General features: G+C 37.9%; 17 protein-coding genes. 6 read left to right on the plus strand and 11 right to left on the minus strand.

Going from position 1 to position 20,764, the window contains the following annotated elements; genetic code table 11:
• Nucleotides 1–7 precede the first annotated feature (7 nt).
• The 5 genes from ACQ7EO_RS15720 (at nt 8) to ACQ7EO_RS15740 (ending at nt 6,258) form a co-directional block, all read left to right on the plus strand.
• The gene (locus tag ACQ7EO_RS15720; RefSeq protein WP_434277959.1) at nt 8–709 is read left to right on the plus strand and encodes a fimbria/pilus periplasmic chaperone; all 702 of its coding nucleotides are present in this window, start codon (nt 8–10) and stop codon (nt 707–709) included.
• 5 nt (nt 710–714) lie between these two features.
• Nucleotides 715–3,333 (plus strand): outer membrane usher protein FimD, encoded by a 2,619-nt coding sequence (gene fimD, locus ACQ7EO_RS15725; protein WP_004819839.1) that lies wholly within the window; start codon nt 715–717, stop codon nt 3,331–3,333.
• Between the two features lie 11 nt (nt 3,334–3,344).
• Entirely contained in the window at nt 3,345–4,355 is a 1,011-nt protein-coding gene (locus ACQ7EO_RS15730) for a fimbrial protein (protein WP_434277961.1), read from the plus strand.
• A gap of 9 nt (nt 4,356–4,364) precedes the next feature.
• A complete protein-coding gene (locus ACQ7EO_RS15735; protein WP_419311539.1) occupies nt 4,365–4,913 on the plus strand; it encodes a fimbrial protein in 549 nt (182 codons plus the stop codon).
• A 250-nt stretch (nt 4,914–5,163) separates the two neighbouring features.
• On the plus strand, nt 5,164–6,258 hold the full coding sequence (locus ACQ7EO_RS15740) for a helix-turn-helix domain-containing protein (protein WP_419311666.1): 1,095 nt from the start codon (nt 5,164–5,166) through the stop codon (nt 6,256–6,258).
• Between the two features lie 174 nt (nt 6,259–6,432).
• Here ACQ7EO_RS15740 and ACQ7EO_RS15745 read toward each other — a convergent pair whose 3' ends face one another.
• The 3 genes from ACQ7EO_RS15745 to ACQ7EO_RS15755 form a co-directional block, all read right to left on the minus strand.
• Nucleotides 6,433–7,824 carry an amino acid permease gene (locus ACQ7EO_RS15745; RefSeq protein WP_004819829.1) on the minus strand — a complete coding sequence of 464 codons (1,392 nt, stop codon included), beginning with the start codon at nt 7,822–7,824 and terminating at the stop codon, nt 6,433–6,435.
• A 99-nt stretch (nt 7,825–7,923) separates the two neighbouring features.
• On the minus strand, nt 7,924–9,489 hold the full coding sequence (locus tag ACQ7EO_RS15750) for a CoA-acylating methylmalonate-semialdehyde dehydrogenase (protein ID WP_434277963.1): 1,566 nt from the start codon (nt 9,487–9,489) through the stop codon (nt 7,924–7,926).
• A gap of 60 nt (nt 9,490–9,549) precedes the next feature.
• The gene (locus ACQ7EO_RS15755; RefSeq protein ID WP_434277965.1) at nt 9,550–10,926 is read right to left on the minus strand and encodes an aspartate aminotransferase family protein; all 1,377 of its coding nucleotides are present in this window, start codon (nt 10,924–10,926) and stop codon (nt 9,550–9,552) included.
• Nucleotides 10,927–11,028: 102 nt separating this feature from the next.
• On the opposite strand from ACQ7EO_RS15755, the gene ACQ7EO_RS15760 reads away from it, so the two are divergent.
• Complete coding sequence (locus tag ACQ7EO_RS15760) at nt 11,029–11,949, plus strand: LysR family transcriptional regulator (RefSeq protein WP_034614012.1); 921 nt, start codon at nt 11,029–11,031, stop codon at nt 11,947–11,949.
• Nucleotides 11,950–12,094: 145 nt separating this feature from the next.
• Here ACQ7EO_RS15760 and ACQ7EO_RS15765 read toward each other — a convergent pair whose 3' ends face one another.
• The 8 genes from ACQ7EO_RS15765 to ACQ7EO_RS15800 form a co-directional block, all read right to left on the minus strand.
• Nucleotides 12,095–12,403, minus strand: a complete 309-nt coding sequence (locus ACQ7EO_RS15765; protein WP_434277966.1) for a hypothetical protein — start codon at nt 12,401–12,403, stop codon at nt 12,095–12,097.
• 115 nt (nt 12,404–12,518) lie between these two features.
• Complete coding sequence (locus tag ACQ7EO_RS15770) at nt 12,519–13,529, minus strand: fimbrial protein (RefSeq protein ID WP_035370891.1); 1,011 nt, start codon at nt 13,527–13,529, stop codon at nt 12,519–12,521.
• Nucleotides 13,526–16,099 (minus strand): fimbria/pilus outer membrane usher protein, encoded by a 2,574-nt coding sequence (locus tag ACQ7EO_RS15775; RefSeq protein WP_034614016.1) that lies wholly within the window; start codon nt 16,097–16,099, stop codon nt 13,526–13,528. The genes ACQ7EO_RS15770 and ACQ7EO_RS15775 overlap by 4 nt, the downstream gene beginning before the upstream one ends.
• A gap of 135 nt (nt 16,100–16,234) precedes the next feature.
• Nucleotides 16,235–16,963 carry a fimbrial biogenesis chaperone gene (locus ACQ7EO_RS15780; RefSeq protein ID WP_034614018.1) on the minus strand — a complete coding sequence of 243 codons (729 nt, stop codon included), beginning with the start codon at nt 16,961–16,963 and terminating at the stop codon, nt 16,235–16,237.
• Between the two features lie 79 nt (nt 16,964–17,042).
• On the minus strand, nt 17,043–17,576 hold the full coding sequence (locus ACQ7EO_RS15785; protein ID WP_004819818.1) for a fimbrial protein: 534 nt from the start codon (nt 17,574–17,576) through the stop codon (nt 17,043–17,045).
• 784 nt (nt 17,577–18,360) lie between these two features.
• Nucleotides 18,361–19,260: a type I-F CRISPR-associated endonuclease Cas1f gene (cas1f, locus tag ACQ7EO_RS15790; RefSeq protein ID WP_434279625.1), complete on the minus strand. Its 900-nt coding sequence runs from the start codon at nt 19,258–19,260 to the stop codon at nt 18,361–18,363.
• Between the two features lie 639 nt (nt 19,261–19,899).
• Nucleotides 19,900–20,160: a hypothetical protein gene (locus ACQ7EO_RS15795; RefSeq protein WP_228128933.1), complete on the minus strand. Its 261-nt coding sequence runs from the start codon at nt 20,158–20,160 to the stop codon at nt 19,900–19,902.
• Between the two features lie 6 nt (nt 20,161–20,166).
• On the minus strand, nt 20,167–20,751 hold the full coding sequence (locus tag ACQ7EO_RS15800; RefSeq protein WP_004819814.1) for a recombinase family protein: 585 nt from the start codon (nt 20,749–20,751) through the stop codon (nt 20,167–20,169).
• Nucleotides 20,752–20,764 lie beyond the last annotated feature (13 nt).

Here is a 20,764-nt window from a genome sequence, read left to right on the forward strand (position 1 = left end):
GACTTATATGAAACTGAACTTATTTAAAAATGGTGTTCTTAGTATAACCTTAGCCTGCTTAGCATCTACCAGCTTGGCCAATAACAATATAATTGGCGGTATATCACTTGGGGCAACTCGTGTTATTTACCCAACCGATGCCAAGCAAGTTTCATTAGCTATTGTCAACAGCAACAATAAAGAACGCTTTTTAATTAACTCATGGATTGAAAATAATTTAGATGAAAAATCAAAAGATATTCTGATTACTCCGCCCTTATTTGTCGCAGAAGCAAATAGCGAAAATACTTTAAGAATTGTCAATGTTGCCACCAACTTACCCCAAGATAGAGAGTCGGTATTTTGGGTCAATGTCAAGGCAATTCCTTCGATTGATAAATCGACTTTGATTGACAAAAATATTTTGCAACTTGCTGTTTTATCTCGAATCAAACTGTTTGTTCGTCCAATAAATCTAAAAACCAAACCTGAAGCCGCATTAGAAACACTTAAGTTTTCAAAATCAGCAGAAGGAATCATGGTGAATAATCCATCTCCTTATCACGTTTCTTTTGTGAACGTTTTTGTTGATAACCAAAAAGTGCCAAATGTGATGGCGAGTCCTTTTGCTCAAACAAAAATTTCAGCAACTTCAGGCAATAAGCTGAGTTATCAAACGGTCAATGATTACGGTGGTTTAACGGCTAAAGTTGATTTAGAACTGAAGTAATAATTATGAATAGTCTATTTTCAATGCCATACAATGTTGTATGCGTAAGGAGAAATATCAAGCGATATCCAGTGGGTATCGCAGTGACTATGCTGATTTCAATCGTAGTCCCAAGAACCAGTCATGCAGAACAGGTGTTTAACCCTGCATTTTTAACAGATAACTTATCCAATTCACAAATTTCTGATTTGAGCAGATTTGAGAAATCGACCCATCAATTGCCGGGCGTGTACCGGGTTGATGTGTATGTCAACGATCAATATGCGTTTACCCGCGACATCAATTTTATTGAAAAATCAGGCATTCAAGATACAACAGGGTTATTTCCGTGTTTAGACAGCAAAACATTGCAGGGATTTGGGGTCAATATTGCCCAATACGAGCAATTGTCTAGCTCAAACCCACAATGTGTAGATTTTATTTCAATCATTGACGGTGCAAATAGCCACTTTCAATTTGATAAACAAAAATTATTGATCAGCTTGCCGCAAGCGTCTTTACGCAACCAAATTCGCGGCTATATTCCACCCGATCAATGGGATGAAGGGATCAACGGCTTTTATACCAACTATAATATTTCGGGTTATGACAACTCTAAAACAGATACCAACAGTTTCTTTTTACGTCTGGATAATGGACTCAATATTGGCTCATGGCAGTTCCGACATTCAGGCAGTTTTAACGCCAATTCGCACAACGGTAAAACCACAAATCAATGGAATAATTTAAACACCTATGTACAAAAAACCATTATTCCTTTAAAAAGCCAACTGGTGATTGGTGATGGTTCAACAAGTAGCGAAATTTTTGATAGCTTTGGTTTCCGTGGCGCACATTTGTCGACCTCTGAGGCAATGTATCCTGACAGTCAGCAAGGCTATGCCCCTACTGTTCGTGGGGTTGCAAAAACCAATGCAAAAGTGGTGATTAAACAAAATGGTTTTGTGATCCATCAGGTAAATGTCGCACCTGGACCATTCCTTATCCAAGATTTAAATCCAACCTCAATCAGTGGTGACCTTTTGGTTACGATTGAAGAAAATGACGGTTCTATTCAAAGCTTTCAAGTGCCCTATTCAAGCCTTCCGGTGCTACAACGTGAAGGACGTACAAAATATAGTGTGGTGGTGGGTGAGTACCGTAGCGGATTGGATTCTCAAGATAATCCGTCATTGCTACAGGCAACAGCAATTCACGGTTTAAAAAATGGTATATCCGTTTATGCGGGGACGCAATTATCAGAAAAATATAAGAGTGCATTGGTGGGTTTAGGTGCCAACCTCGGCGATTATGGTGCTCTGTCTTTTGACCTTACTCATGCGGACAGTGAGTTGGCGGATCGATCCACGAGCAGTGGGCAGTCTCTGCGCTTTTTATATTCAAAATCATTATTAAGCTCTGGAACCACCTTCCAGTTATTGGGCTATCGTTATTCCACCAAAGGTTTCTATACCTTAAATGATGTTGCTTATAATCGTATGAGTGGCTATCACGTTTCCGAAACTCAAGACGGAAATCAAGCCAATACCCCGATCATTACGGATTACTACAATTTATATAATTCTAAAAAAGGTCGCTTTGAAATCAATATCTCGCATTCACTTGGCAACTATGGTTCTTTATTTGTCTCCGGAAATCAGCAAACCTATTGGGACACCAACAAAAAAAATGAATGGGTTCAAGCGGGTTATGCAAACTCATGGAAAGCACTGAATTATTCATTCTCAGTCAGCCGTAACAAATATTCTGAGATTAATCAAAGTGACACCATGTATGCCATGAATATCTCCTTCCCATTGGACAAGCTATGGCCGAAAGCGAATTTCCGTAATCATCCAATCCAAAATGCATATAGCACTTTTTCGACCACACAAAATTCAAATGGTAATGAGTCCTATATGGCAGGTTTAAGTGGCACTTTACTGAAAGATCGTAATTTAAGTTATAGCATCAATCAGGGACAAGTCAGTAAGCAAGGCGATATTGGTTCAGTCAGCCTGAATTACAATGGTAGTTACGGTACGGTAGGTGCAGGTTATAGCTACGAAAAGAACTCAAATCAGTTTACCTATAACGCATCTGGTGGCATTTTAGCGCACCGTGATGGGATTACCTTTGGTCAGCCTTTAGGCAGCACCTCAATTTTGGTTAAAGCACCCGGAGCTAAAGGTGTAAATATCGAAAATTATACTGGCGTTAAAACCGATTGGCGTGGTTATGCCATCGTTCCTTATGCCACTGAATATCGTGCCAATCGCGTTGCACTCAACTCAAATACTTTCAGTAATAATCTCGAAATCAGCAATAACGTTGAAAATGTCGTCCCAATCAAAGGGGCAATTGCCAGAGCGACGTTTAATACCAGTCTAGGTGTAAGAGCACTTATCACTTTATCCCATAACGGCAAGTTTATACCGTATGCAAGTAGTGTGATCGAAAAGGAAAGTTCAGCCACCAGTATCGTTGCAGATGATGGTCGAGTTTATTTAACTGGACTTCCGCTCAAAGGCACACTGGAAGTCAATTGGGGCGAATCTGCTGAAGGAAAATGTTTGGCAAACTACGATATTTCAGACATGGACCTCAGCAAACCCGTTATTCAATTTGATCTTGAATGTCAATAAGGAGAGATCATATGAAATTTAAACTTTTAATTTCCAGTATGTTGTTACTTGCGTCTGCCCCATCTTTTGCAGTTGTCTGTTGGAACAGTAAAGGGAACGGTGTGGTGGATGAAGTTTTTTATGATCTGTCCAATAGTTTTAGCAGCTCGAATAACGCTGTAGGTAAAATTGTAGAGCTTAAAAAGAATTTTTCCTCGCAAGTTTATGGAACCTGCCCTGTTCATAATTCCAATATTAGTCGAAATAGAACCATGCGTAGTTATGTTTCCGACCTCTCTGTGGTAGAAACCATCGATCGCTATAAATACTTACCGATCAACGACTATCTGGTCGGTGCCATGAAAATTACCGATAGCTTTGCGGGAGATTTTTATCCTCCTGCAAATTATGTACAGATGGGTACAGATCCCAATGTAAGTAGAGGGCAACCCTTTGGTATTTGGGATTCAAACTTTACCTTCCGCCTCAAAGTGATTAAACCCTTTATTGATTTTGTGCCTATCCCGAAAAAAACCATGTTTACTGTGTATGTCACAACGGGCTCAGCCGATCCATTAAGTATCCCTGTTTATAAGATCAGTTACAGCGGTTCTATTACGGTTCCACAAAGTTGCAAAATTGGCACAGGTGACTTTTTAGAAATTAAGTTTGGGGAAATTCCAGCCTATGCCTTTAGTCAGGCGGGTCCTGGCAATAAACCCAACAATGTCAATAAACAGAGTCATACCTTAGCGATTCAATGCACCAATATTGATGCCCAAGCAATGCTGACACTTCGGCTTGAGACTGAAAAAGCCACTGGAGATATGATGATCTCAGATAATCCAGATATTGGCTTTAAGATGTCAGATCAAAATGACAATGTGTTATTGCCCAATAATATCAATAGTGTGATTCCGTTTAATCTCAATCAACAACCAGCAAATGTGACCATCAAAGCTTGGCCCGTCAGTATCACTGGGAATAAACCAGTCATTGGTCCGTTTAAATCTAGAGGATATCTCAGAGTGGATTTTGATTAGGAGACGATAATGCAAAATAGAGCAAGATATATGGCCGCTGCCACACTGCTATGTTGTTTAAATATTCATCAGATTGCTCATGCTCAAAATAGTAATGTAGAGCTGGGGCGAGTGAATATTGAGCTTTCAGGGATTGTGACGACAGCAACCTGTGGCGTGTTAAGTTCTGAACAAGATAAATATATTCAGCTTGGCAGCGTTGCAAGCAAAGACTTACCGAATGTAGGTAGTCAATCAAAACCAACCCCGATTCATTTTGAGATGAGTAACTGTCCGCCGAATGGATCTGTGACCATCACTTTTGAGGGGCCACGAAATACTGAAAATGCGGAACTTTTAGCGCTCGATGCCTTAGCCAATAAAGCTGAAAATATTGCCATAGAAATCCGAGATCAAGATAAAAAAAGATTGCCTTTAGGCAAGAAAAGCGAAGCCTTTAGCACAGACATCAATGGCAATGTTTCGGCACTCTTTTATGCAAATTATATTGTGACCAAAGCACAAGCCCTCGCAGGGATTGCAAATGCAAATGCTCAGTTTTCTATTCAATATGATTAAGCACATAACGCGATTTATTATTGACGGTTAATACGATTGAGTATTCAAACTTTTTAAAGCACAGGGTTAGGAACTCATCCTTCTCATTTGAATGGCATAAAAAATAGCAGAGAACTTTATCTATTTTCATCATTCAAATCCCAGCCTCGCTTTAAAGAAAAATGAAGAACTCACACATAACGACAAATCTTTGATTACTTTAAATAAAAAATAAATACACAGAAACATCGAATGAATATTGGGAGAATTCATGAAAACTTTTTTTAAAATAAAAAGTGTGAATAAAGGAATGGCACTTTTATTAGACGATTTCTGTAAAAAAAAAGGCTTAGATGTTTCAAGCGATGCTGAATATCCACTCAATGATCACCTACCGTTTGGCGAATGGCTCAAGAGAATAAAACAAATCAATAAACAATATCCCCAAGTGGGTATTGGATTAGATATCGGTGCTTTGGTTCAGCCCAAACATATCGGCATTGTGGCTTATATGGCTCAGTCGAGTGATACATTATTTGACTATATCGAAATATTGGCTCAATACGAAAAGCTTTGGTTTAATTATATTCCCAAAAAAGTGCTTATTGAGGAAAACCACTTTTCAATCTCATGGGATAAACCTGCATATTTACAAGTGGGTTTATATCTAGAAGAAACCACCATCGTTGAAGAAATACAAGTGTCTAGCCTGTTTCACCACTTACAACAACTGACCGATTCAGATGCAAGTATTTTTCATTGTCTAGAACTTGCCATTCCCAAACCCATTGACACAAAAAAATACCAACAACTGTTTAATTGCCCGATTAAATTTAATACAAAGCAAACTCGTATCGTCATACCGAATTCTTTATTGCAAACCAAATTAAAATATTATGACCCTATTCTTTTAGAAATATTATTGAATCATGCCAACATATTACTCAGTAAAATGCCTCAGGAGGATTCTTTCTTGGAATTGGTTAATCTGAGTATGCTACAAGCACTTGAAAATAATAATGTCCAAATTCACTCTATTGCAAAATCATTAAATATCTCTGCGAGAGCACTGCAAAAATATTTAAAAAATAGAGACCTTTCCTTTAAAGAAATTCTCAGTAATATTCGTCAAAATTTAGCCAAGAAATATCTGCAAAATCAAAACTTATCCATCACAAAAGTTGCCTTTTTACTTGCCTATAAAGACCAAACCTCATTTAATCGTGCGTTTAAAGCATGGAATGGGGTTTCTCCTTCTATGTGGAGAAAGCAAAATATCAATAAAACATTAGGTGTAAATGAAAAACATCATGTCAATGAAAGCTTTGAAACAGAGCTCAATAGACATGATGTTCAACTCAGCTAAAATAAGCTAAATCTCGCTAAAATGACCTAGAACATCCAACCTAAGTGATTGATTTCTTTTTATAGACTGGCGTGATAAAAGCAAAAGCCTAAACATAAAAAACAAACTTTGTCGTGCTGGCTTTACCCTTAACCGACAAAGTTTGCTGGTTGTTATGCGCTGTTTAATGCTGATTTAATCCAAATGGACCGCCATACGCTTCGCGGTTTTATTCTTACGTGTCACCATCAGACCACAAATCACCACGATGGAGGTTACTCCTAAGGACAAAGTCGTTTCATAACTATATTGAGGCGATAAAAACATATAGCCCAATACACTCATAATCACCACAATGACAAACCATGTCAGCCAAGGAAATAACCACATTTTAAAGGTTACTTGAGCGCCTATTTTTTCCAGTTTAGCTCTTGAGCGTAGTTGTGACACAGCAATGACTAAATAAACCACTAAGGCAATTGAACCCGTTGTTGAAAGTAAAAATCCAAAAACTTGCCCAGGAAACATATAATTCACGGCGCAACAAATCAGTCCAACCAAGGTTGAAGCAAACACTGCGATTGTTGGTACACCTGCATCATTAATTTTAGTCACAACTTTCGGGGCTTCTTGACGTGCACCCAATGCAAACAGCATCCGTGAAGAAGTATATACAGCCGCATTCATACAACTTGCCACCGCAATAAACACCACCATGTCCATAATCAATTTGGTTTGCGGCACATTGAGGCTGACCAAGACATACTGAAAGGTCCCCAATTTTTGTAAATCAGGCGAGCGCCAATCGACTAAAGCCACTGCTAGAAAAATCGAAACGACAAAGAATAAAATGATGCGATACAGCACCAGATTGGTGGCACGTTTAATTTTCTCTTGTGGATTTTTAGACTCTGCCGCAGCAATCGACAGAATTTCAACACCAAAAAATGAAAATGCTGAAATTAAAATCGCCGAGAGAACACCACCCATGCCATGCGGCATAAAACCGCCATTTGAAAATAAATGCCCCACACCACTGACATCACGAGCCAAAGGCCAAAGACCGAATACAGCCGATGCACCAATCACAATAAACAGCAGTATCGCAACCACTTTAATTAAAGCAAACCAAAACTCAAACTCACCAAAACTTTTAGTACTAAAGAAATTGGCTAAACTGAGTAAAATAATAAAAGCAAAAGCATAAATAGCACTGGAAACTTGAGGAAACCATGCATGTAAAATTTCCGCACCAGCAATTGCTTCAATAGGGATTACCAAAACCCAAAACCACCAATATAACCAACCCACGGTAAAGCCAGCCCAAGGGCCAATTGCTTTACGCGCATAAGTGGAAAATGAACCTGTATCTGGTTGAGCAACGGCCATTTCACCGAGCATACGCATCACCAAAAAAACGATAATACTGGTAATAATATAAGCCAGTACAGCAGCAGGCCCTGCTTTGGCAATTGCAGCTGAAGAGCCGACAAATAAACCTGCACCAATAACGCCACCGATACTAATCATCGTGATATGCCGGTTGGAAAGTCCTTCACCTAATTTTGTTGTTTTAACACCATTCATATTTTATTCCTTAAAAATACTTTTAAAATCGTGATTTACATTATTAAATCCTTATTCAAAAGAGAGAAAATCGATGATCTTCCCTCTACACAGCAAAAATTAATTTAAAGTTGGCATTGAAAACTGCTTGGCTTCACGAACGTGTGTAGCTGGCCAGCGCTGGGTAATGGTTTTACGACGCGTATAGAAACGCACCCCATCTGGCCCATAAGCATACAAGTCACCAAATAACGAACGCTTCCAGCCACCAAAACTATGATATGCAACAGGTACAGGCAATGGCACATTTACCCCGACCATTCCCACTTGGATATGATGGGTAAAATAGCGCGCAGCTTCCCCATCACGGGTATAAATACAGGTACCATTTCCATACTCATGATCATTAATTAACTGCATCGCCTGTTGCATGGTTTCTACGCGAATCACCTGTAAAACAGGGCCAAAAATTTCTTGCTGATAACTGGTCATGTCTGATGAAACTTGATCAATCAGCGTCGGGCCAACAAAAAATCCAGTTTCATAACCAACAGGTTTGGCATCACGACCATCAACAACGATTTTAGCACCTTGCTGTTCAGCACTTTGGATAAAAGCTTGAACTTTATCTTTATGTGCTTGCGAAATGAGCGGTCCAAAGTCATTTTGTTGATCTGCATAATGACCAAACTTGAGTTGTTGCATTTCGTGGCTAAGTTTTTCAATCACCAGATCAGCAATTTCATCGCCAATTGCCACTGCTACAGACAATGCCATACAGCGTTCACCAGATGAGCCAAAAGCTGCACCTAATAATGAGTTCACCACATTATCGATATCTGCATCAGGCATGATAATGGCATGATTTTTTGCACCACCTAAGGCCTGACAGCGTTTGCCTGCCGAGGTTGCTGTACGATAAATATATTCAGCAATCGGGGTTGAACCAACAAAACTGATCGCTTGAATATTTGGATGATGTAATAAGGCATCCACTGCTTGTTTATCACCATTGATGACGTTAAACACACCATCGGGTAAACCTGCCTGTTTAAGTAATTCCGCCAAATATAATGCTGCGGATGGGGTTTTTTCAGAGGGTTTTAAAATAAAGCAATTTCCGCAAACAATCGCCATTGGGAACATCCACAATGGCACCATTGCTGGAAAATTAAATGGTGTAATCCCAGCAACCACACCTAAAGGTTGAAATTCACTCCATGAATCAATATCTGGGCCAACATTTTTTGAGTATTCACCTTTTAAAAACTCAGGTGCACCACATGCATATTCAACATTTTCAATTCCACGTTGTAACTCGCCCTGTGCATCATGGCAAATTTTTCCATGTTCTTGCCCAATCAACTTACAGAGTTTTTCAGCATTGTCTTCTAGCAGTTGTTTAAACTTAAACATCACTCGTGCACGTTTAATCACAGGGGTATCACGCCATGTTGGAAAAGCCTGTTGTGCAATGTGAACCACCTGATTGACTAAGTCGCTATCTGCAAGCGCAACTTCTTTGCTGATCTTGCCTGTGGCTGGATGATATACAGCTTGTGTTCTTGAGGTCTTGCTTACCAGTCCCCCTTGAATAAAATGCCCAACCAGCGTGATCGGTTGTACTGCTTCAACTGTTTCGGTATTAGACAGCTCGCCACCACTAAAATTTTCTAAATTGTTCATTACTTTTCCTTGTCTATTGCCCAGCTGTTCCGTATTGATTTACTTAGAGGCACACGCTATTTATTTCACCTGATAAAGTGCCTCACCTACGGCATTCATCAAGCTGCTTAATTGCGCTTCTGTGCTGTTAAACATTGGGCCAAACTGAAGGGTATCCCCACCAAAACGCACATAGAAACCTGCTTTCCACAGTTTCATTCCAATTTCAAAACCACGAATCGTGGCATCACCATCACGTGGAGCCAATTGCAAGGCACCAATCAATCCACAGTTACGGATGTCAACAATATGGGGGGAACCTTTTAATTCATGAACAAGCTTTTCAAAGCTTGGTGCCAAGCCAGCAGATTGGGAAATTAAATTTTCATTTTCGAGTACATTTAAGGTGGCGAGAGCAGCGGCACAGGCAACAGGATGGGCCGAATAGGTATAACCATGGGTAAATTCAATGGCATGTTCAGGCAGGTCTTGCTGCATAAATGCATTGTAAATTTCACGGCTTGCCACCACCCCACCTAATGGAATTGCGCCATTGGTAATCTGTTTAGCAAAGGTCAAAAGGTCTGGTGTAACTCCAAAATGTTCAGCCGCAGTCCATTTGCCGATACGCCCAAAGCCAGTGATCACCTCATCGAAAATCAGTAAAATATCGTGTTGGTCACAAATTTCTCGTAGACGTTGTAAATAACCAACTGGTGGCACGATACAGCCTGCTGAACCTGAAACAGGTTCTATTATTACTGCTGCAATATTAGAAGCATCATGTAATTCAATCAGCTTGAGCATTTCATCTGCCAGCTCAACCCCACCCGTTTCAGCACAGCCTTTGCTAAAACTTAAATGTGCCTGTAAGGTATGAGGCAAATGATCCACATCCATCAATTGACCAAACATTTTACGATTTCCACCAATGCCGCCGAGACTGGTCCCTGCCACGTTTACACCGTGATAGCCACGCGCTCGTCCAATCAATTTGGTTTTGCTTGGTTTGCCTTGAATGCGCCAATAGGCACGTGCCATCTTGATCGCAGTATCCACAGACTCTGAACCAGAGTCGGTAAAAAAGACATGTTGCAGTTTTTCCGGCATCAGCTGAACAATTTTTTCAGCCAATTGAAAAGATAAAGGATGTCCAAATTGGAATGCAGGTGAATAATCCAATTTTGCCAATTGCTTACTTACAGCCTGTTGGATTTCAGGCCGTGTATGCCCTGCACCACACGTCCATAGCCCTGACAATGAGTCATAAATCTCACGTCCAGTACTGTCAATTAAATACGATCCTTTTGCACCCACGATCATGCGCGGATCTTTATGGAAATAACGATTTGCAGAAAATGGCATCCAATGGGCTTGATAATTTAAATTCATCTGCTCATTTGACTGACTGGCTTCCAATGCGTCATCGCGGTCATTTGATGTATCGATATCAAACATAAGTACTCTTCTTGTTTTGTGGTTATCTCTTGAGTGTACAAAGCGAGATAGTTTTGATAAATTCAAAATATCTTGAGTTTAGATATAAAAAAGCAAAACTAAATGAAACCTAAAAAATTAAATCAAGTTACTGATTTTGATATAAAATTACTTAAAATATTTAAAACAGTCTGTGACTGTCACAGCTTCACTGCTGCTGAAAGTATCCTTGGGATTAGCCGTTCTGCGATTAGTTTGCATATGAGTGATCTGGAAAATCGCTTAGGGATTCGCCTCTGTCAACGTGGTCGAGCAGGCTTTTCCATCACCGATGAAGGTCGGGAAGTTTTAGAATATATTGAGGTACTAACGGCTTCGATTGAGGACTTCCGTGCCAAAATCAATCAAATGCATAATCAGCTCAAAGGTGAATTTAATATTGGAATTATTAATAACTTAGTCACGATGCCCAGTGCTTATATCACCAATACATTGGCACAGCTTGCGGAAGAAAATACTGAGGTGGTTATTAATATTAGTATGAGCACACTGTCAGATATTGAGTGTCGTGTTTTGGACAATCGCTTACACGCTGGTGCGATTCCTTTGGTGAGCCCATTGTCAGGCCTCGATTATTTTCATTTATATAACGAAGAGTCTTCACTCTATTGTGGACAAAATCACCCGCTTTTTCAGCATTTAGGAGAAATAAGTTTAGATGACTTAAAACGATGCAATACGGTTCTTCCAAATTACGCCATTACCCCCGATGCAATGAAGTTGCATCAACGATTGAACTGTTCCGCCACAGCCAGTGACCGAGAAGGTATCGCCTTTCTGATTCTTTCAGGAAAATTTATGGGGTTTTTACCCGATCATTATGCGAAAAAATGGGTTCAAGATGGTTTGATGCAACCGATTTTACAAGAGAGAATGCATTACAGTACGCCGATCTGTCTAATTACCCACAAAGGAAAAAATTACAATATTATCTTAAAAACCTTTATGGATATATTAAATAAAACCATTCAACCGATAAAATAAGATACAAAGATTTAAAACAGTTTAAAAATTCGATTATTTTTAATACAAATTAAAATATAATCCAACTAAAATAATCAGATTATATTTTAACTTATCACACAGCATAATTTTTAATTTATGTTATTTATATCACAAATTAATAGGCTTAATAATAATCTACCACCAGTATTTTATGCTGCTCACTTTCTAAATCTTGAATTTTTAAATGCGCCACACCATTGGCCTTCTTATCAACTAAGTTATTGAAATTAAAGCTATCTATTGTGGTGGTTTTTCTCAGCACATCAATCGTATTATCAATCACTTTGCAATTAGAATTATTAGAATCCTTTTCACATGTAAATTCTACAATCTGCCCTTGAAAATGAATCTCCTCTGCATAAGTAGCTAAACTTAAACTCGATATCGTTGTAAATGTTATTAATAAAAAGGATAGTTTTTTATTTAACTCCATCTCATTCCCCTCTAAAGAAATGGTGTAGTTAATTAATTACATAACCTTATTATTAATACAAGATTTTCCAATCAATAAATAAAAAAATAATTTTAAAAAATATGATTCACGTCAATTAATCATATTCAATTGTGACGGTTGCCATAGCTCGGACTTTTCCGGGCATCACTTTGGTTGCAGTCTGATAGTAACGCGCAGTCATTGGCACATTGTATTGAATATTATCATTTGACTTTAACGTGCCTAATTCTAGCTTGTCATTTTTAGCAATCACTTTATTCGAATTTTTATATTGTGAAAGCAATTGTACGCCAACACCTGATGCACTGCTTCCTGCGGTATTTGTATTCGCAAGTACATTTTGAGTGCTACTACTCACCGCATCATAATCAAAGCTTAGGCTGATTTTATTGCTTTCTTCATAACCACTCGGGTTTTTACCACCATTACACAAAATGTTGAGATCAAAGGCTTGCTCACCTTGCGTTGAACCGACACCTTTAAAATCAACCTTGTTTACCGTTGGCAGTGTCACAGTTTTATTAATATTTCCCAATATTTCACATGAAGAAGACGCAATAGTAATCGCATTCCCATATACCGTACTGGTTAACCAAGGTGGGCTTTGGCGTTCACCAGAACGATAACTACTATATGTGCCTGGAACTAGTGCGCCAGATCCTGTTGATGTCGCCGTTTTAACAATTTCAACAATAAAAAACCCTTCTGCCAAAACACGTCTGCCACTCGCACTTCGTGTATAAGGATAATAATCGGCAAAACCAGGAGCTGTTGGCGCTTCACGGTATAAGCGAATACCAATTCCATCAATATTGGTGTTATAAACCGAATTACCGATAGGGCTAAGTGAATAGTTTTGAGTTAAAACAGCACCAAGTGTGCCATAACTACCACAACTATACGTCGAACCATTGGGTCTAATTGGAAAAGAGGCTTTGCGTAAAACCTTTCCGACAGGGTCACTTGGTCTCACCACAACACGTCCTACTGCCATGCTCACATCAACAGTAGAGAAACCACGATCTGGTATACATGCAGCATATGTCCCTGAACTCACAGTCCCAGCAATGAGCAAGAGAATACGATTTAAAACTTTACCGTTCATTGACATACACCTTCCGCCATAATCATATTTTGCTTTTTGTCTGCTGCTTGCGCAGAAACATCATATTGGATGTGGCATTGCTCGTTGGCATTTTCGCCCCATTTCACTGTAACCGAGTCTGCAGTAGTATTGGTTCTTAAGTAAACCATACTTCCTTGCGCAACCATTCCAATATTTTCACCTTTTGTATCAAATACTTCTGCTGCAAAAGGTAAAGTTTCACCATTTTGTTTTTTGCTGCGAATATAAATTGCTTTACCAGTTTTCGTCGCAAAACTCACTTGTGAAATTGAACCTGCATAAGGTGCGATACGCTGACTTGTACCATCTAACTCTACATCTGTCGACATTCCTTGAGGATCAAGGCTAATGTCATTTAAACGATATGGAGTTACATATGGAATCACCGCATAACCAGATTTATTGATACTTAAACCTGTCGCATTATTCACTTTTGCACCAGCAGCTTCAGGTGCATATACCAACACCATGGTTTGCCCCTGATCTGGTCCAAACAAGACACCTTCAGGATGAGCAACAATATTACCACGTGCAGTCAACATGGCTTGTTGATAACCGTCAGCAGCACTGAATGAACCACCAACAGTCGCGTAGTTAGTACGATACTGAGCATTTAAATTGGCACTCGGATTATCACCATAGCGCGTCGATACAGATGTACCATAGTTAAAACGATCGCCAACCACACCACTCACACCAACAGTCGCATTATCTTGCGTCATAATCGAGTTAAGGTTCGCTGAGCTTTTCTTAAATGAAAGTGGTAAGGACATGGTCAACATATACTCAGTATCACTATTGCTGATACTTGTAGCATTGTTTTCAACAATACGTTTAATTGCTGACAACCCATAAGTCAAACCACGGTAGTTGTTGCTATAACCGACTTGATACTGACGGGTTGTTTCCTGACGATTCCAGTAATCTACCCACGAACCTGTTGCATAAATGTTGCCAAAATCACGTGGTAAACCCTGATTCAGGGTGATCTGAAATTCACTGCGCTGTTTACCTACATGAGCTGAACTAATGCCTTTATTGTCAAGGTCTTGTACCAATATTGCATCACGTAACTTATAAAAGTTTTCTGTAGAATAACGATATGCAGCCAAGGTCAAATTGGTATCTGTTGGGGTAATTAATTTACTATAACTGATACGGAAACTTTGCCCACTTTCACTTTTGCGACGTTCAAAATCTGCTTGTGAATGCGTCACATCAAGTGCAATTGCGCCAATCGGTGTTGCAAAAGCACTACCTAATGTTACTGCTGAATAGTCTTCTGAGAACTGTACACCACCATAAGCCGTGATCGAGTTATTGATACCGCGTTGATATTTCCCTTGCACAATAAAAGGGTCTAGATCGATATCTTTATCACGGAATTGACCCATTGACACAGAATAACGGCTCATTCCTGGACGGAGCATTTGTACAACAGATGCATAAGGAATTGAATAGCGTTGAATCTCACCATTGGCTTCTAAAATAGAAACTTCGAGTTCACCACCAAATCCTGTTGGATAGAGGTCATTGATTTCAAAACTACCCGGTGCAACAGTCGTTTGATAAATCAACTGACCTTGCTGACGTACTTCAACCTTGGCATTGGTTTTTGCATTACCGCGAATACGAGGTGCATAACCAATCATACTGTTGGGTAACATACGGTCATCACTGGAAAAATCGAAACCACGATAACCAAATGAATCAAAGATTTCACCATCGGTAAAGCTTTCACCTAAAGTCAATACACCACGGTATTGCGGGAATGCGCGTTGCACATAGGTGTTAATCGCGTCATAGCTTGATTTAGATTGATTATCTGTGGTGGTGCGGTCTTGCCATTGCCATTGACCATTATGGCGCAATTGCCAGCCAGCTAAATTTGCACCAGCCGTTATCGAAGTAAATGCGTTGGTGGTTTCTTGGCCACCTTGGGTTTTATTAAATGTTTTATATGCGCTAGCATTATAAGAAAGAAATGCAGCATTGATCCCTCGATCCCAAACACTAGGGTCGACATAGCCTTGCGCATTTTTTTGCATCGCAACTTGTGGAATCGAAATATCGACACGTAAACGTGAAGTATCAAATTCATAAAACGAATCTTCAACCCACTGTTCAATTTTCTGACAACCTGTCAAAGCAAAGCTTTCGCCTTTTTTTAACACATCTGCTTTAACGCCATATTCTAATAATTGGTTTGAGCTAAAGCAGGTAAACGCATTTTGATTATTTTCAGTCGCTTTAAACACCATACGATGTTTACCAAACCAGTTACCATTGACATAAATATCCACATTATAGTCACCTGGTAACACAGGATTGCCATATTTAAAGCGATTTACATCTATCTTTTTGGCATCGCCAATTAAAAAAGCCGAATCAAATTCTGCTTCTGCAGCAGTCGGAGACTTTTCAGCCTCTTTTAAGTCAGTTTCAGATGCATTAACTAAAGCAGGAATGCTGAGCGTAATAACCCCACAAGCCACATAGTAACTGATATGTCGCTTGATCCACTTGTAGCTTTGTTCATTTTTTTGCATAAAGAAGTCTGCCTATCAACAAATGAATAGGTTTTTTTACTCGCTTACTCTCAGATAAATGAAATGATTAAATCATCATTGCGAAGGTGCTTTAAATTTCTTGCATTGAAGAAATTTAAAGACTTGTTCAATCTATTAAAATTTAATATTTCGCTCTACACGACCACCATAATCATTGATTGTGGTAAAGGTCATCTTAGCGACATTGGAATTTTTTAAACTCACCGTTCCATCAGAAAATGGTTTCAACATTAAACCTTGTGAAATCAAATCAACGCGTTTGCCTGATTGATCTTGCATAATAGAAGTCAAGGTAATGTGAAATGGTGTTGGGTTTTTTACGGTTAACTGAGTACCGTTATTGCTCCACTGTAGTTTTTCAGGTGCCAAAGCGACATCTTCTTTAAGTCCAGCTGGGCGATAAAAAAACTTAATACGCGATCGAATCGCAAGTTGTAAAAAGTTATCTGGTACAACATTCTGATCTTTCACAGAAGGTTTTGGTGGGATATCGAGAATATTTAACCAAAAAAGCGTTTCTTGAGTTTTACTTAACTCATTTGCATTTGGCAAACTGGTAATACGTAAAGACTGCCCTTTTTTAGCTTCCACACGCGATATAGGCGGTGTAATCATAAAAGGCGCTTTCGATTGATCTGGCGTAGATTTCGCATCTCCCTCATCAATCCATGCTTGAACCAATGCAGGATTATTTCCGTTATTACTTACCTGTAAAGTAATTTCACGTGCATCAGATGGATAGATAACACGAGTACCATGAATGATGATTTCAGCATTCGCTGCACCAAACGGAATTAAAAATGCGAGTAAACCTTTTTTAAGAAAGGAATGATTCAAGAACATAACGATTATCTCTATATCTAAAATAAAGTAAAAGAGCTAGGTTGCTAGACAACCTAGCTCCGTACCATTCAATAAAAAATTATTGATAGATAATAGTATATTGAACAGACGTTGTTACTTTACCAGCAGCAGATGCATCAGTTGCATAATATTCAGCATAGTAATTAAGATCAGCTGCACCTTTGTCCGCAACATCTACCCATTGAGAGTTAGTTTGTGCGCCAGAAGCACCCGCAGCAAGTACAGGAATGAATTGGTTATTTGAACCTAACAATTGAACTTGAACGTTTTTCGCGCCAGTTGCATCTGTGTTATTTAAACGACCAGTACCAAAATCAACTGTTGAACCTGGTTCAAAATAAGTTGCAACTTTGCCTTCAGAGCAGTTAGCCAAGTTGATTGTGAATGGCGTACGGCCCGCGATATCACCAGTTTTAGCAAGAGTTTGCTTAGATACTGTAGGAAGCGTTACTGTGAAATCTTTACCTTGTGGAGTTACGATATCACAAGTTTTGTCAGTTACTAGACCATTGATTGTGATTGTGCCGTCTGCTGCAAAAGCACTAGACATTGCTAAAATTGAAACTGATGCTGCTAAAAAAGTATTTTTCATACCAAGTATCCTATACAGACAAAAAAATGATTCGTTTAGATCGATGGGTATTATGCACACTGAGATGAAAATGTAAACAAAGTCACACTTTGTGTATAAAATAGATACAAGTGTATATAAATTTGTATTTTTTGAGAAAAATATTTTTATTATAAATTTCAATATATTAAATATTTATTACATTCATCTTTCAGTTTTATTTAAAGTATTTTTTTTTGTAAATTTTTTACATAAAAACAAAATTCACGTTATTTCAACGTAAATTTTGAATTAGTCACATGAGTATAAATCATCGTTTTATGTCATTTGGTTAAGAAAATTTGCTTTGAAATTCGATGTGTGTGCTTCGAAATTCAGGCAAAAAACAGCGATATCACAACTCACCTTCGCCCCCTTACAAAGCCAAAAGACCAAGGATTAGCAATGCTTTAACGACTATATTACTGATTGATATTTCGCTTAAATTTAGAATTCCCACTGACCAATGTTTGACAAATCGCCCAGTTAAGATGTCCAATGATGATGTTTATATAAGTTTAAGGAATGAATATTTTTATTTTTCTATACAATATTCAACTTTTTTAATGTTAAAAATCATATAAATATTTTTTCCAATTAAAATGTGAAATAGTTAACATATTAATATGTGTTGTGTTGGCTTCTTTTAAGCTGCCTATATGGCAGTGGACTAGCACGACTGTGGTGGTAGAAACCGTCTACATTTCTAAGCTGCCTGCTCGGCAGTGAACATTGTAGTCATACAACGCTATTGGATGAGTATTTTCTAAGCTGCTTTATGCTCGGTAAATTTCTGTAATAATAAGGCTCTAAAGTCTTGTTCCTTAAAACCTTCTTTGGCACAAATAAATGCCCATGGCAGTACCACTGCATCTTTGATTAAATCGGCAATATCAAAAACCAAAGCACCTCGCCGAGTTTTACCATGCATGACTGCAAATGAATGACTAATGCCTAAGACCCAAAGTGTAGTTGCAGCTAAACCATAGGCCAAATAATTACCATGATTGAGGAAGTCATTGGCTAAATCACCATATTCAGCATTTCGTTCAAATTTGAGTTTACAACGTGTTGCAGCGATTTTATAAAGCTGCTTGGTGGTCTGCGCTTCTGCAAGAAGTAAATCGCCAACTTTGGTCATATTGGGAATCTTCTTTTCAAAACCACTTAAAGCCTGCTGAATATCCTGATCATCTAAATAAAATCCTTCTGCTTGTAAGTCCCGATCTTTTGCCCAAACTTTACGCATATATTCAACCCGCGCAAGCTGAAACTGTTTGGCCACATCTAAACGCTTTTTTTCATCAAACCAAAAGCTCATCCAGCCTTGCATATACTCAGTTGGGCGATATTCACTTTGTGGCGTTAACCACTCCACTTCGCTGCCTGAAAATAAAGGTGTACCCCCACCGCCACAAAAACCGACCAAAACACCTGCACTACAGAGCATCCGCATTGCAGCCTGAGTGATCGACGTTCCAGTTCCCAACAAAATTACTGTCGTATTGGCAATGGGAATATTCCAATACTGGTTTTCAGTTTTGGCTTCGGTTAGATATAAAACACGGCCATCTTTTTGCATCACCCGTGCATGTTCTAAATAATAGAGATTGGCTCTTTTTGAATGAAGAATAGCTTTTAAGTCTGATGGGTTAAGTTGTTCCATATTATTAGTGGTCATTAAGTTTTTATAAAAACGATTTAATTGAAAGTCTCGATTTTTCCAACCTATTTTTTATTTTAAACGACATTTTGTGTCGTTTTTTAATAAACACCATTCTATTTACTCACACTTCTATCCCAACCACTTTAAACAAATTAAGTGTTATTTTAATAACACCTAAATGGTTTAATACCAATATTTTTAAAATGATTTTTATCCCTTTTCAACAAAACACAGCATAAACAAAAAAATTGCATCATAATTTAAATTTAAGCACTTTTAATATTCTGATGTTTAAAATACCATTCAGGTATAAACCCCATCTATTTTAAAAATAAATTCCCAATCAGAATTAATTACATTAAATCAAACCAATTTAAAATTTAAAGTAAAACTTAAACAACCCTTTTATAAAAGTAATAGATTCTCACCTTAAATAACACTATATTTTAAGCTAAAAAGGCTTTATCTAAAATAAAATCGCTCTAAATTAAAACTTAAAAACCCAAAATATTTATTAGCAAGTATTTTAAATTTTATTATTTTACTTTTATAAAAAATCAGAATAAATTTAAAAAGATTAACTATAACATCAAACTTAAAAGTACTTAACTTTTCATATTCAAAAGATTAATTAAAAAATTAATTTTTTAAATCTATAACATATGGACTAGAACCATATAGAAAAATGATTTTCTTTTCCTCATGCTCGATTTTGTGAATTTCATAATCAATCAATCCATTTACAGAGCTAATTTCAATTTCATTGGCGTCATCAATAACTCTCGACTTATTATTGAGATAATATTTGAGTTGAACAACGAATATCTTATCCAGATTGCTCATTTGTTTTGCCACAACCAATCTACTTGTTTTAGCCTTGTTATTCATTTTAACGTTCATATTCATTTAATCCTCACGAATAACATTGTCTGATGATTTTGAAAGTAGTCTTTGAATGACTGTTCTTGTAACCGAATACTGCTTAGCTAAAGAATAGACACTCTGGCCATTTTTAAATTTTTCTAAAACCTCATCTTTCTGGGTTTTATTCAAAATTTCTGGTCGACCTACTTTGTTTATATTTTTATTACCAATCTTTCTGTTCGATTGAAGCTTCCCATCGAAATCAGAACAGATTTTTAGAAAATGAAAAAAAATCTTTTTTATATCTCCTTTAATCTCCTTCTTTGAAAATTCCAAACAAACTAAACGTATTCCTTTTTTAAAAATAAAATTGACACTCGAATATATCTCTTTGAAATCACTTCCCAAAGAATCTATTCCATCTATTAATAAAAGATCTCCGCTTTCCAGTGTATAGTTAATCAAATTTATAAGTTTATGCCTAAAATCTAGGGGTATGCCTATTTTCACCTGTTCAAATACAAGCCTATTTTTCGGTATTTCATAACCATATCCAAGAATATAGTCAGCATAATTAAATTCATCCATTGAGAATTCATCAATTCTGAAGTATGCATAAGTCCGCACAATAAGCCCTCTT

Origin of the sequence: Acinetobacter sp. CE-15, from assembly GCF_051059255.1 — a bacterium.
In the GTDB taxonomy this organism is placed as follows: Bacteria; Pseudomonadota; Gammaproteobacteria; order Pseudomonadales; family Moraxellaceae; genus Acinetobacter; species Acinetobacter guillouiae.

What these genes read in the sequence shown, in the direction of transcription:
- ACQ7EO_RS15720 (WP_434277959.1), top strand. Translation starts at nt 8, where the DNA reads ATGAAACTGAACTTATTTAAAAATGGTGTTCTTAGTATAACCTTAGCC.
- fimD (WP_004819839.1), top strand. Translation starts at nt 715, where the DNA reads ATGAATAGTCTATTTTCAATGCCATACAATGTTGTATGCGTAAGGAGA.
- ACQ7EO_RS15730 (WP_434277961.1), top strand. Translation starts at nt 3,345, where the DNA reads ATGAAATTTAAACTTTTAATTTCCAGTATGTTGTTACTTGCGTCTGCC.
- ACQ7EO_RS15735 (WP_419311539.1), top strand. Translation starts at nt 4,365, where the DNA reads ATGCAAAATAGAGCAAGATATATGGCCGCTGCCACACTGCTATGTTGT.
- ACQ7EO_RS15740 (WP_419311666.1), top strand. Translation starts at nt 5,164, where the DNA reads ATGAAAACTTTTTTTAAAATAAAAAGTGTGAATAAAGGAATGGCACTT.
- ACQ7EO_RS15745 (WP_004819829.1), bottom strand. Translation starts at nt 7,824, where the DNA reads ATGAATGGTGTTAAAACAACAAAATTAGGTGAAGGACTTTCCAACCGG.
- ACQ7EO_RS15750 (WP_434277963.1), bottom strand. Translation starts at nt 9,489, where the DNA reads ATGAACAATTTAGAAAATTTTAGTGGTGGCGAGCTGTCTAATACCGAA.
- ACQ7EO_RS15755 (WP_434277965.1), bottom strand. Translation starts at nt 10,926, where the DNA reads ATGTTTGATATCGATACATCAAATGACCGCGATGACGCATTGGAAGCC.
- ACQ7EO_RS15760 (WP_034614012.1), top strand. Translation starts at nt 11,029, where the DNA reads ATGAAACCTAAAAAATTAAATCAAGTTACTGATTTTGATATAAAATTA.
- ACQ7EO_RS15765 (WP_434277966.1), bottom strand. Translation starts at nt 12,403, where the DNA reads ATGGAGTTAAATAAAAAACTATCCTTTTTATTAATAACATTTACAACG.
- ACQ7EO_RS15770 (WP_035370891.1), bottom strand. Translation starts at nt 13,529, where the DNA reads ATGAACGGTAAAGTTTTAAATCGTATTCTCTTGCTCATTGCTGGGACT.
- ACQ7EO_RS15775 (WP_034614016.1), bottom strand. Translation starts at nt 16,099, where the DNA reads ATGCAAAAAAATGAACAAAGCTACAAGTGGATCAAGCGACATATCAGT.
- ACQ7EO_RS15780 (WP_034614018.1), bottom strand. Translation starts at nt 16,963, where the DNA reads ATGTTCTTGAATCATTCCTTTCTTAAAAAAGGTTTACTCGCATTTTTA.
- ACQ7EO_RS15785 (WP_004819818.1), bottom strand. Translation starts at nt 17,576, where the DNA reads ATGAAAAATACTTTTTTAGCAGCATCAGTTTCAATTTTAGCAATGTCT.
- cas1f (WP_434279625.1), bottom strand. Translation starts at nt 19,260, where the DNA reads ATGGAACAACTTAACCCATCAGACTTAAAAGCTATTCTTCATTCAAAA.
- ACQ7EO_RS15795 (WP_228128933.1), bottom strand. Translation starts at nt 20,160, where the DNA reads ATGAACGTTAAAATGAATAACAAGGCTAAAACAAGTAGATTGGTTGTG.